The organism is Lachnoanaerobaculum sp. Marseille-Q4761 (genome assembly GCF_017565785.1).
Taxonomy (GTDB): domain Bacteria; phylum Bacillota; class Clostridia; order Lachnospirales; family Lachnospiraceae; genus Lachnoanaerobaculum.
Window position 1 is genome coordinate 1,357,245 of the sequence record NZ_JAGEKB010000001.1, and the last position, 12,688, is coordinate 1,369,932.

12 protein-coding genes are annotated in these 12,688 nt (G+C 36.7%); all 12 read left to right on the plus strand.

From position 1 onward, the window contains the following. The first annotated feature begins 137 nt into the window (after positions 1-137). Positions 138-782, plus strand: a complete 645-nt coding sequence (locus tag J4O15_RS06260) for an IMPACT family protein (protein WP_009220468.1) — start codon at positions 138-140, stop codon at positions 780-782. Positions 783-811: 29 nt separating this feature from the next. Then, positions 812-1,708 (plus strand): magnesium transporter CorA family protein, encoded by an 897-nt coding sequence (locus J4O15_RS06265; RefSeq protein WP_208100086.1) that lies wholly within the window; start codon positions 812-814, stop codon positions 1,706-1,708. Positions 1,709-1,800: 92 nt separating this feature from the next. After that, entirely contained in the window at positions 1,801-2,916 is a 1,116-nt protein-coding gene (locus J4O15_RS06270) for a carbohydrate kinase family protein (RefSeq protein ID WP_208100087.1), read from the plus strand. A 2-nt stretch (positions 2,917-2,918) separates the two neighbouring features. Next, positions 2,919-3,755, plus strand: coding sequence for a class II fructose-bisphosphate aldolase (locus J4O15_RS06275; RefSeq protein WP_208100088.1), 837 nt, complete (start codon positions 2,919-2,921; stop codon positions 3,753-3,755). A gap of 66 nt (positions 3,756-3,821) precedes the next feature. Beyond that, complete coding sequence (locus J4O15_RS06280) at positions 3,822-4,571, plus strand: Rossmann-like domain-containing protein (protein ID WP_208100089.1); 750 nt, start codon at positions 3,822-3,824, stop codon at positions 4,569-4,571. A 199-nt stretch (positions 4,572-4,770) separates the two neighbouring features. Then, positions 4,771-5,787, plus strand: a complete 1,017-nt coding sequence (locus J4O15_RS06285) for a sugar ABC transporter substrate-binding protein (protein ID WP_009220473.1) — start codon at positions 4,771-4,773, stop codon at positions 5,785-5,787. A gap of 98 nt (positions 5,788-5,885) precedes the next feature. Then, the gene (locus J4O15_RS06290; RefSeq protein ID WP_208100090.1) at positions 5,886-7,370 is read left to right on the plus strand and encodes a sugar ABC transporter ATP-binding protein; all 1,485 of its coding nucleotides are present in this window, start codon (positions 5,886-5,888) and stop codon (positions 7,368-7,370) included. A gap of 12 nt (positions 7,371-7,382) precedes the next feature. Then, a complete protein-coding gene (locus J4O15_RS06295; protein ID WP_009220475.1) occupies positions 7,383-8,354 on the plus strand; it encodes an ABC transporter permease in 972 nt (323 codons plus the stop codon). Positions 8,355-8,491: 137 nt separating this feature from the next. Continuing rightward, on the plus strand, positions 8,492-9,316 hold the full coding sequence (locus J4O15_RS06300; RefSeq protein WP_243761969.1) for a substrate-binding domain-containing protein: 825 nt from the start codon (positions 8,492-8,494) through the stop codon (positions 9,314-9,316). 1 nt (position 9,317) lies between these two features. After that, a complete protein-coding gene (locus J4O15_RS06305) occupies positions 9,318-10,649 on the plus strand; it encodes a sensor histidine kinase (protein WP_208100091.1) in 1,332 nt (443 codons plus the stop codon). Next, positions 10,642-11,295: a response regulator transcription factor gene (locus J4O15_RS06310; RefSeq protein WP_208100092.1), complete on the plus strand. Its 654-nt coding sequence runs from the start codon at positions 10,642-10,644 to the stop codon at positions 11,293-11,295. The genes J4O15_RS06305 and J4O15_RS06310 overlap by 8 nt, the downstream gene beginning before the upstream one ends. After that, positions 11,292-12,584, plus strand: coding sequence for an ABC transporter substrate-binding protein (locus tag J4O15_RS06315; RefSeq protein WP_208100093.1), 1,293 nt, complete (start codon positions 11,292-11,294; stop codon positions 12,582-12,584). Before J4O15_RS06310 ends, J4O15_RS06315 begins: the two co-directional genes overlap by 4 nt. Positions 12,585-12,688 lie beyond the last annotated feature (104 nt).

Here is a 12,688-nt window from a genome sequence, read left to right on the forward strand (position 1 = left end):
TTTAAGAAATTTCAGTATTGTATCCGGTATTTGATTTTTTGAGATTTTATTATATTATAGAAGAGAAAATACTTTGTTCAAAAATATGAGGTGAATAGAATGATATATGATTATATTAAAAAACAGGGGAGAAATCTATGAAAATCATTCTGGAAAGTAAGGAAGCGGAGATTGTTGAGAAGAAATCAAGATTTATAGCCAATATAGCGGCGGTGGGTTCTGAGGAAGAGGCTTTAGAATTTATAGATAAGATAAAGAAAAAATACTATGATGCGAGGCATAATTGCTATGCATATATTATAGGAGAGGATGGAAATAAGAAAAAATGCTCTGATGACGGAGAACCGCAAAGAAGTGCAGGAATGCCCATGATGGAGGTATTGGAAAATCAGGGATATTTTGATATAGTTGCAGTGGTAACAAGATATTTTGGCGGAACTTTACTTGGGGTGGGAGGACTTATCCGTGCATATCAGGGAGCGGTGATAGAAGGACTTGATAAGAGTAAAAGCGGAGAGATTAGAAGCGGATTCAGGGTAAAGTACAGATTCGGATATGATTTTTACGGAAAAATAAAATATATTGCAGAGAGCGAAAATATAGTTATAGAGGATACCGTATTTGATGAGATGGTAAATATAAGCCTTATATTTGAAGACAGCAGTTATGAGAGATTACAAAAAAAATTTATAGAAGAGACCAATGCAAATATAGAGCAATTACTTTTGGAAAAAATAAAGTATATCACGGTTGAAGATAAATGGTATAAAGAATATAAATAGAAACAGCTAAGAGCTTTGAGGATAATTAAATGCAGATGTATCTGGGAGAAGAGGGAAAGAAGTATTATTGGAGGGTTGAAGATGTCAGCAATATAGCGGATGTAGAGACCTTGGAAACAAAATTTGATCTGACTGAGGAAATGGCGGAATATGTGCTTGACTCCAATGAAAGAGCCAGAGTGGAATATGACGGAAAGAATTTGCTTGTAGTAATACATGTTCCGGCATTTACACAAAATAACGGACATTATGAGACAAGGTCTATAAAGTTTTTTGTAAATTCAGAGAGTGTTTTTATGTTTGTTACTTATGATACAAACTATATAGTTCCACAGATTGAAAAGTATATAAAAGCGGAAGAGGCAAGCAGCCCTATGATGCTTTTATTTTTAAGCCTTTTTGTAATTTCCGATTCATTTATGCCTATACTTGATAAGTTGAATGAGGAAAGACTACATCTAAACAGAAGGCTTAGAATAAATACAAATAATCAGGGAATCTGGGATTTGTCGGATCTTGAGGTAGGTCTTATTTATTTGGGAGCCGCTACAAGACAGAATGTGGTGGCAATAAGACAGATGAGAATAACATCGGCAATAAAAAAATGCAATGAAGCTGAAAAAGAGGAACTTGAAGATGCATATATAGAGGCGAAGCAGGCAAGTGATATGGCTGATATGTCGGCAAGTATAGTGGAACAGATGAGCGGTATGTATAATAATCTTATAAATATCAAGTTGAATGAAACCATGCGTATTATGACCATATGGTCGCTTCTAATGACTATACCTACAGTGATTTCCGGCTTTTTCGGTATGAATGTAGACTTGCCCTTTGCCAAGATGGAGGGCGGATGGATACTTATCAGCGTTATTACCGCAGTACTTTTATGGGTAATGTGGAAATTTATATGGAAGAAATTATAACAAAGGATAATAGTTATATAAGTCATCAAATGACTAATGTAACTATTATTTTTTTGTGAATTTTAGTAAATTATTTTTAGAAAGGGGGTACTATGGACAGAAAAATAATAGTGGCAGGTCATATATCCTATGATATCACACCTCAGATATATGATACAAACGGTAAGAATTTCGGAAATATTTTAAAGCCCGGGAAGTTGATAAATGTAGGAAGGGCTACGGTTGCCAATGGCGGTGCCGTAAACAATACCGGTATGGCATTGCATAAATTCGGTGCGAATGTGGAACTTATTGCCAAGGTCGGAGATGATGAGTTTGGGCGCAGGATAATAAAATCATGTGAAGAAAAGGGTGCCAAAACAAGCTTTATAAAGGCTGTGGGAGAGGACACTTCTTATACTATAGTTTTATCACCGCCGGGATTTGACAGAAGTTTTTTGCATTTTACGGGAACCAATGATACATTTAAATTTGATGATTTGAATATGTCAAATATAGAGGACGGCTATCTTTTCCATTTCGGTTATCCTACATTGATGGCAGGCTTTTATGAAAATAATGCCGGGGATTTGATTAAGATGTATAAAAACATAAAAAAAGCAGGTCTTATTACAAGTCTTGATGTGGCAGCTTTTGACCTTGAGAGTAAACAGGGTAAACTTGACTGGAAAGAAATTTTAAAACAGGTACTTCCATATGTGGATATATTTGAGCCAAGCTTTGAAGAATTGCTATGTATGATGGATAAGGAGGCATATAAAGAGCTTTTGGAAAGGGCGGGAGATGAGGATGTATGTATGTGTCTAAGCCTTAAAAAGGATATCCTGCCTCTTGCAAAGAAGGTAATGGAGCTTGGAGTATCCATACTTTTAATAAAATGCGGTGCGGCAGGTATGTATTTATGCACATCAGAGGATGTTTCAAAAAAGCTTGGAATAGGATCTAAATGGGATAATTTTAAATATTTCCAAAAGAGCTTTAAGCCTGACAGGGTAAAATCGGCAATAGGTGCGGGAGATACCGCAATAGCTGCATTTCTATATGGATTTATAAATGATTATAAACCGAAGGAGGCTATGGAAATAGCGGCGGGGACAGGTGCTATGTGTATTACGGAGTATGATACATTTAGCGGATTATCGGATATTGAAAAACTGAAAGAAAAGATAAAAAATAACTGGAGTACACAGGATTTTATAAAGGAGTAAAAATGGTAATAGCACTTAAAAATATTTTAGATATAGCGGAAAGTAAAAATATGGCAATAGCTGCATTTAATGCAACTTCACTTGAGGGAATAATGGCAGTGATAGAGGCGGCACAGGAGGAAGATACACCTGTAATATTACAATTTGCCAATGCGGCACATGGAAAATATGTACCACTTGATACCATAGGTAGAGTAATGGTAATGCTGGCGGAGGAGGCAAAGGTGCCTGTATGTGTACATTTAGACCATGGTGATAATTTTGATGAGATAAAAAAGGCCTTGGATATTGGTTTTTCAAGTATAATGTATGACGGATCGGCACTAAGCTTTAAGGAAAATGTGGCAAATACAAGATATGCCAAGGTTCTTGCAGATCAATATGCGGCAGGGGTAGAGGCGGAACTTGGTGCAATGGGTGCTGAGGGTGCAGAGGATAATATTATGGGAGCATATACGGATCCCGAACTTGCAAAGATTTTTGTGGAAGAAACAGGTATTGATGCATTGGCGGCTTCATTCGGAACTGTTCACGGCATATATAAGAGTGAACCGAAACTTGATTTTGAAAGAATAGAAAAGATAAGAGAACTTACAGGTGTTCCGGTTGTAATGCATGGAGGATCGGGTATCAGTGACGGTGATTTTAGAAAATGCATAGACCGTGGAGTAAGAAAAATAAACTTCTATACTTATGCCGCCAAGTTTGCAGGTGATGCCATAAGACAAATGGCAGCGGATACAAGCGGAAACTTATATTCACATGATATATTTGTACAGGCAAGGCAGAGTATGAAGCAGACCTATAAGGATGCAATAAAAATCTTTAAAAACAGATAATGCAGGAAGAATACTGTGATATAAAATGCCCGAACTTATATTTTTATGAAAAAGGGAGATTTTGGCATGACAAAGGAGGAATTGTTTGAAACTCTTAGAGAAAAATTTAAAGAATTGCTAAAGGAGTATAAATGTGATACAAAAAATATTTCCATAAAATCAAGGGGAATGACGCCTAAAGAAGCTATAGGAGATACAAAGAGAGCAGATTATCCTATACTTACAGGCAAAGAAATAATGGTAATGGCTGAATACAGGGGCTGTATAGGTCAGGCTTTTACTTTGGCACCGGCAGATTATACGGGAAATATTGATAATATAATAAATGCGGATATAGCATACAATGAGCATGCAAGGGCTTTATTTATAGCATGTATAAATGCCGTAATGAGATACCTCGGGCATATAGACCATACTGTGCATTGTAAAAATAATGGACCTGAGGAATGTGCGAAGGATTTTATAGATTGGCTTAAAGAAAACTTTGATAATCCAAATATATTACAGATAGGCTATCAGCCGGCATTATTTAATCAGCTTTCTTTGCATTATAATATGCGTATACTGGATCTGGATCCTGAAAATATAGGAAAAACTCTAAACGGTGTAACTGTAGAAGATGGAGGCAAAGAACATGATGAAGCCATAGCATGGGCAGATTTGATACTATGTACCGGAAGTACAATTGCAAACGGTTCAATAGTTGAATATTTAAACTATATGGAAAGCGGTAAAGATGTAAGATTTTACGGTACCACACTTGCCGGAGTGGCATATTTGCTTGGTTTAAAGCGTGTCTGTTTTAAATCCGAATAAAATGAAAAATTTGCACAATTTTACTGTTAAGTCGGACTACAGTATCCTGATATGCAAAAAATCTGATATAAGCTATATAATAAGTCCATTTAAAAAATGACAATTGTCATCCTATAATTATTACAAAAAACAATTATTAAGCAGACTAAGTATTGTTATTATAATTACAACACCCAAAGAGGTAAAATGAGGAGGACTTATGAGAAGAAAATTATTAGCAAGTGCATTGGCATTGGTAATGGCAGGTAGTTTGATAGCATGTGGAAGCGGAGGCGGTGGAGAGACAAAGGCCGCATCTGAGGGAGAAAGCAAGGAAACCACTGTGGCGGAAAAGAGCGAAAGTGCCGGTGGCGAAAAAAAGCATTATAAATTCGGATACACATGTATGGACGGAACCAATCCTTTCTTTGTTACTATTCAGGACAAAATCAAGGAATTGGTTGAGGCAAACGGTGATGAACTTATCGTAACAGATCCGGGAAATGATGTTACAAAGCAGATTTCACAGGTAGAGGATATGCTTTCACAAAAGCTTGACGGTTTGTTTATGAATCCGGTTGATGCACAGGGCATTATACCTGCACTTGATTTGGCTAAGGAGGCAGGTGTACCTATGGTAGGATTTGATACGGAGGTAGGTGATATGTCATACCTTGTTTCATACACCGGTTCCGATAACTACAATGCAGGGAAAGTGGTAGGTGAGGACCTTGTTAAAAAGGCACCTAACGGAGGAAAGATCATAGTTCTTGATTCCCCTACAATGCAGTCAGTAGTAGACAGAACAAACGGATTTATGGATGCTATAAAGGATCATGGCTTTGAAGTGGTTGCACAGCAGGATGCAAAGGGAAATCTTCAGATTGCAATGGGTATTGCAGAGGATTTATTACAATCAAATCCTGATGTAGTTGCTATCTTTGGCGGAAACGATCCTACAGCACTTGGAGCTTTGGCAGCGGCAAATGCTGCAGGTATTAAGGATTGCATGATTTATGGTGTTGACGGTTCACCTGATATCAAATCAGAGCTTGCTTCGGGAGAATCTTTAATAGAGGGTAGCGGTGCACAGTCTCCGGTTTCTATTGCAGAGCAGGCGGTAAAGATAATGTATGATTATGTAGAAGGAAAGCAGGTTGATGAGAGATATCCTGTAGAGACATTCCTTATTACATCAGACAATGTGGCACAGTACGGAACAGACGGCTGGCAGTAATGTTCTTTAAGAACAAATAAGGGTTATATCCTTGTATATAATAAAAATTCAGGCATCCTAAGGGATGCCTTATTTAGAAAATAAAAGCAGGTGAAACAGTGACGGACAATATTTTATTAAGAATGAAAAATATATCTAAGAGCTTCCCCGGAGTAAAAGCCTTGGATAAAGTAAACCTTGAATTAAAGGCGGGAGAAGTGCATGCACTGTTGGGAGAAAATGGTGCGGGTAAATCCACGCTTATAAAAGTGCTGGGTGGAATATACAGCCTTGATGAAGGTGAGATAGAGATTGAGGGCAAAAAGGTATCCATAGAATCTGTACATGATGCCTCAAAAAATAATATTGCGATAATACATCAGGAGTTGGTACTTGTGCCATATATGACAGTGGCTGAAAATATTTATCTTGGAAGAGAGTCCGGAAAGGGCTTTACCGTAAATATTTCAAAAATGGAAAAAGATGCCCAAAAGATATTGGATGATTTGGGTATGGATATAGATTCAAGAGAACTTGTTATGAATTTGCCTATAGCTAAGCAGCAGATGGTGGAAATAACAAAGGCGGTGTCTGTAAATGCCAAAATACTTGTTATGGATGAACCTACATCCTCTATAAGTGACAGAGAGGTGGAAAATCTCTTTAATATAATGAGAGATTTGACAAAGAAGGGCGTGGGTATCATATATATATCACATAAGATGAGCGAACTTGAAGAAATATGTGACAGAGTAAGCGTAATGAGAGACGGCGAGTATGTGGGTACCAAGGTGGTAAAGGAAACCAACAAGGATGAGCTTATAGCAATGATGGTTGGAAGAACTCTGACAAATTACTATGTAAGAGATTTTATGCCTACAAAAGAGGTGGTTTTGAAGGTGGAGAATCTAAAGGACGGTGATAAGGTAAAAGATGTCAGCTTTGAATTAAGAAAGGGTGAAATAATAGGCTTTGCCGGACTTGTAGGAGCAGGCAGAAGCGAGGCTATGCAGGCAATATTCGGACTTTCAAAAGATGCTATGGGCGATATATATATTGACGGCAAAAAGGTCAGCATAAAAGAACCTAAGGATGCTATAAAAAACGGACTGGCACTGGTACCTGAGAGTCGAAAGGAGCAGGGGCTTTATTTACTTCAGGATATAAAATACAATACCACAATAGAAGTGCTTGACGAGTTTATAAAAAATCTGAATGTAAATTCCAAAAAAGAGATTGAAATAACTCAGAAATATATAGATATGATGGCTACCAAAACACCTTCACAGGAGCAGATAATCGGAAATCTCTCAGGTGGAAATCAGCAAAAGGTGATGATTGGAAGATGGCTTGCCACAAATCCTAAGATTCTGATACTTGATGAGCCTACAAGAGGAATAGATGTAGGTGCAAAATCCGAGATATATAAAATAATGAATGAACTGGTAAAAGACGGAGTTTCAATCATTATGATATCCTCGGAGCTGCCTGAAATAATAAATATGAGCGATAGAGTATATGTTATGGCGGCAGGAACAATAAGAGGCTGTATAGACCACGAGGAAATATCACAGGAAAGCATTATGGAATTGGCAGCTATATAATGGAGGTAAAAAGTGAAAAAATCAAACAATATGAAGGCATTAAATTTTTTCAAAGAGAATATGGGAATCATTATTGCATTGCTGGTGCTGGCAATATTCCTTACGGTATTTCCTGCAACAAGCAGCTCATTCCCTACAACAAAGAATGTTTTTAATGTACTTAGACAGATATCTACAAATATGCTTCTTGCATGCGGAATGACAATGGTAATCATACTTGGCGGTATTGATTTGTCTGTAGGTTCGGTAATAGCACTTTCAGGAGTGTTTGCTGCCGGCTGTGTATCCAGATATGGTATGAATATATATTTGGCAATGATTATAGGAGTACTTATCGGAATTATAATAGGTGCATTTAACGGATTTGTTATTTCAAGAACCACAATACCTCCATTTATCGTAACATTGGCTACAATGAATATTGCAAGAGGACTTTCGGGAGTATATACCGGAGGTTCACCGGTGCGAGTGGTATCCAAGGAATGGCAGTGGATTGGAGCCGGATATATAGGGATTTTCCCTGTACCTGTTATTATAATGATAATAATATTTATAATATCGGTTCTTATAATGAACAGAACAAAAATCGGAAGATATATATATGCAGTCGGCGGAAATACACTTGCGGCAAAGTTTTCGGGCATAAGTGTTTCAAAAGTAAAATTCATGGTGTATACTTATTCGGGACTTATGGCAGGACTTGCAGGAGTTATCCTCGCTTCCCGTATGTATTCCGGACAGCCTACGGCAGGTGACGGTGCGGAGATGGATGCCATAGCTGCGGTAGTGGTAGGCGGAACTTCCATGTCCGGTGGATATGGAAAGCTTGGAGGTACATTGGTAGGTGCGCTTATTATAGGAATTTTGAGTAACGGACTTAATCTTATGAATGTAAACTCTTTCTGGCAGACAGTTGTAAAGGGTATTGTTATACTGCTTGCGGTATTTATTGACTATATCAGGAATTTAAAAAAGAGTAAATAATGGAAAAAAACGGCAAAAACAGGCTAAGAGTATTTTATATGCTCTTAGCATATGTTTTTTTATTGTGTTTATTGATATTCTTACTAAAGATAAGAAGTAAGGATAAAAAAATAATCTTCGGCTCAACATATATGACTATGAATAATCCGTATTTTAATGTGCTTAATGAAAATCTTAGAGATACTATTGAGGCAAATGGTGATATACTTATAACAAGAGATCCGGCACAGAGTCAGGAGAGGCAGAATGAACAGATTATAGATATGCTTGATGAAGGCATTGATATTTTATTTGTAAATGCAGTGGATAAGAGCGGAATAGAAAAGGCACTCTATAAATGTCAAAGTAAGGGAGTACCTGTAATTTTACTGGATACGGATGTTGATAACAGAGTGGGAGTGATAAGTGCCATTCAATCAGATAACTATAAGGCAGGAGTATTGCTGGCGGAGGATTTGATAAGAAAAAAGCCCGAAGGAGCAAAAATTCTTATAGTTGCAAATCTTATAGCTTCATCAATGGTACAAAGAAGACAGGGCTTTATAGACAGACTTGCAGGTGAGGGCAGGTATGAAATCGTGGATGAAATAGACGGTGTCAGTGAAATAGAAACCGTGAATGAAGCCATGAGTGAATATTTAAAAACAAATGATAAGGAATTTGATGTTATATTCGGACTTAATGATCCTACAGCCATAGGAGCGATTGCCGCACTTAGAGAAAAAAGCGAAAAAAAGTTTTTAATCTATGGTGTAGACGGCTCTCCGGATGCAAAAGAGCTTATAAGGCAGGGACTTTATACCGCAACTGTAGCACAGCATCCGATTTATATGGGAAAGGAAGCTGCAAGAGTGGCATATGATTATCTGGACGGAAAGGAAATAGAATCGGATATTCATATAGATGTGGATTTGATAAATGCAGGAAATATAACGAGATTTGATATATCAAAATGGCAATAATATGAAAAGTATAGGATATTTAAAAATAAATACAATATTGGATATAATGCTTTGCATATCCATTGCGGCTATGATGCTGACCTCGGGTTTTATATGGATAGTGACGGAGAGGATTGTAAGTCTGCATGAGGCAAAACTTTTTTTATCAAATGCGGTAAATGTACCGGGAAATACGCTTCATATATTTATATTTACGCTTATATCATCGGTATGCTTTATACTGACCTTTTGCTTAAGAAACAGCGATATTGCAGGCTATACAAAAGTTGTATTTATTACCTTTGTAATAGAATTTGTTTTGGGACTGATATGCATTGTATTGCTGAATTTTAATTATAACGGAATACTGCTTTGGACTTTTGCAAATGCACTTATGTATTTAAAAAGAAATAAATATATGCCCATAGTTGTAGTGATTGCAATGATAAGTTATCTACTTACGACACATGAACTTGTAAAACTCTTTATAAATATTTTTGATATCTCATCATATATAAAAACCTGCAGCCAGAATTTGCAGACCTTTATATATTTTATTTATAATGTGTTAAATCTGATGACTGTGGTATGTTTTATACTATGTTGTATTATTATAATAGTAAGCAAGGAAGAAATCATAGAGAAAAATCTTGAGTTAAATAAAAGGCTTGAGATAGCAAATACGGACTTGCAAAGGACTAATGAAGAACTTGAAAAGTCTTTAAAGGACAATGCAAGGCTGGCTGAGATAAAGGAGCGAAACCGTATTGCAAGAGAGATACATGATACTTTGGGGCATACACTTACAGGGCTTGCGGCAGGTATTGATGCCTGTATAGCATTGGCGGGAGATGAAAAAACACCGCTTAGAAACCAGCTGGATCTGCTTTCAAAGGTCAGCAGGAACGGTATCAAGGATATAAGAATGAGTGTGAGTTCATTAAGACCTGATGCCACGGAAAGATTAAACCTGAAAAAGGCAATCGAGGAACTGGTGGAAAACACTAAAAAGATTTCAGGGGTAAATATTAAATTCGATTGTGATGCGGATATTTTAAAGTTTGATGAAGATGAGGAGACGGCTATATACAGAATCGTACAGGAAAGCCTAACCAATGCTATAAGACATGGAAATGCTAAAAATATAGATGTTTTAATAAAGAAAAGCTATGGAAGTATAGGACTTTTGATATGTGATGACGGAATAGGTTGTGAAAAGCTGGAAGCGGGATTCGGACTTAGACATATCAGAGAAAGAGTAAATATGCTAAAAGGTCAGGTGAGCTTTAGCAGCGATAAGGGATTTAAGGTGGAGGCTATGATACCTATAAGATGGGGAGAGGAATATGATTAAAGTTTTAATTGCAGATGATCAGGAACTGATAAGAGAAAGCTTAAAGATAATCCTTGAGAGTAAGCCTGATATAGAGGTAACGGATGCGGTGTCAGACGGGCTGGAAGTTATAAGAAGTGTCAGAGAAAAAAGACCGGATATAATACTTCTTGATATCAGAATGCCAAGACTTGACGGTGTATCCTGTACCAAGATTATAAAAGAGGGATATCCCGATATAAAAATAATAATACTGACAACCTTTGATGATGATGAGTATGTATTTAATGCGCTAAAATACGGCGCCAGCGGTTATCTTTTAAAGGGTATAAGTATGGAGAGTCTTGTAGAGGCGATAAATACCGTATATCAAGGTCAGGCAATGATAAATCCGGATATTGCTTCAAAGGTTTTAAGATTTTTTTCAAAGCTTGCAGTCAATAATGAAACAATGCATGTACCCACAGAAAATGTAAAGGCTATAACAAAAAACGAATGGAGTATAATAGAAGAGGTGGCAAAGGGGAAAAGTAATAAGGAAATTGCAAAGGAACTTAACTTTTCGGAAGGCACTGTAAGAAATTATTTGTCAACCATACTGGATAAATTAGAACTCCGTGACAGAACACAGCTTGCAATATGGGCAATAGGCAGAGGTGAGTTGTGAAAAAGAGGGGCATAATATTTACAGCAACAGCTCTTTTAACAGTCTTACTTGGAATATATGTATATGGATGCAGACCTAAAGAAACCGTGATAGAGTTTGCGATGTTTAACGGCAGCAATTGGGATGTGGCGGTTCAGGAGAGTTATTCTGTAATTGATAAGGCAATAGAAAAATTTGAAAAAGAGCATGCAGGTGTAAAAATAAAATATTCCGGCGGCATACTAAAGGAAGATTACAGTGAATGGATGTCTGAAAGAATCTTAAAGGATAAAATGCCCGATATATTTATGGTACTGGATGAGGATTTTGAGAATTATATAAATCTCGGTCTGATAGAAAATCTGGATAAATATATTGCAAAAGACAGTGATTTTGATATAAATAAATATTATAGCGAGATTGCAAGTTCGGGTGTTTTTGGAGGTCACAGATATGCTCTGCCATATGAGGCAATGCCGACACTTATGTTTGTAAACAGGACATTACTTGAAAACTTTCATCTGGATATTCCAAGTAATGATTATACCTTTAATGATTTTTACAGACTTTGCAGAATGATAACTCTTGACAGAGATTTGGACGGTAGCCCAGATTATTTCGGAATATATAAATATGACTGGATAAATGCCGCGCTTTCAAATGATGTGGAGTTGTTTTCCAAGGATGGTAAAAAATCATATTTTAATCAGGAGAAGCTTGCAGAGGCGATAAGATTTGTAAAAAGTCTGGAATCCCTGAACGGAAATAAAAATATAACAAAGGAGCAGTTTGACAGCGGCAATGTTGCCTTTAGTCAAATGTCATTGGCGGAATACAGAACATATAAATCCTATCCTTATAAGATAAAAAAATATACAGGATTTGCATGGGATTGTATACCTATGCCGGCAGGTCAATCCGGCAATAATGTAAGTATGATTGACAGTCTGAATATTGCAATAAGTGCAAAATCAAATAAGAAAGAGCTTGCATGGGAATTTTTAAAAACTCTGACCTATGATGTGGAAATACAACAGACTTTGTACAATGATATGCCTGTGGCGTCGGTTTTAAAGGAAGTGATGGAAAGTAAGGAGTCTGAAAATATTTTTAAGGAAAATGAGGATATTATAGATTCCAAGCTTATTTGTCATATACTTGAAAACGGCAGCGGCAAACCGAAATTTAGCGGATATGAAGGTGCGATATCAATGGCGGATTCAAAGATTTCCAAATTGAATCTGGGTGATGATATAGAAAATGCACTTAGAATTTTGCAAAGACAAATGAGTAAATATTTAATTAAGTAATTGCAAAACTCGCCAATCTTCAAAAATATCTGCCAAAGAGAGTTGTTTTTGTGATATCATAGTAATGTCTCCTTTCGGGATGTGGTTTATGGTTTTGTGCAACT

Coding starts and splice junctions, on each gene's coding strand:
- J4O15_RS06260 (WP_009220468.1), top strand. CDS start 138: ATGAAAATCATTCTGGAAAGTAAGGAAGCGGAGATTGTTGAGAAGAAA.
- J4O15_RS06265 (WP_208100086.1), top strand. CDS start 812: ATGCAGATGTATCTGGGAGAAGAGGGAAAGAAGTATTATTGGAGGGTT.
- J4O15_RS06270 (WP_208100087.1), top strand. CDS start 1,801: ATGGACAGAAAAATAATAGTGGCAGGTCATATATCCTATGATATCACA.
- J4O15_RS06275 (WP_208100088.1), top strand. CDS start 2,919: ATGGTAATAGCACTTAAAAATATTTTAGATATAGCGGAAAGTAAAAAT.
- J4O15_RS06280 (WP_208100089.1), top strand. CDS start 3,822: ATGACAAAGGAGGAATTGTTTGAAACTCTTAGAGAAAAATTTAAAGAA.
- J4O15_RS06285 (WP_009220473.1), top strand. CDS start 4,771: ATGAGAAGAAAATTATTAGCAAGTGCATTGGCATTGGTAATGGCAGGT.
- J4O15_RS06300 (WP_243761969.1), top strand. CDS start 8,492: ATGAATAATCCGTATTTTAATGTGCTTAATGAAAATCTTAGAGATACT.
- J4O15_RS06305 (WP_208100091.1), top strand. CDS start 9,318: ATGAAAAGTATAGGATATTTAAAAATAAATACAATATTGGATATAATG.
- J4O15_RS06310 (WP_208100092.1), top strand. CDS start 10,642: ATGATTAAAGTTTTAATTGCAGATGATCAGGAACTGATAAGAGAAAGC.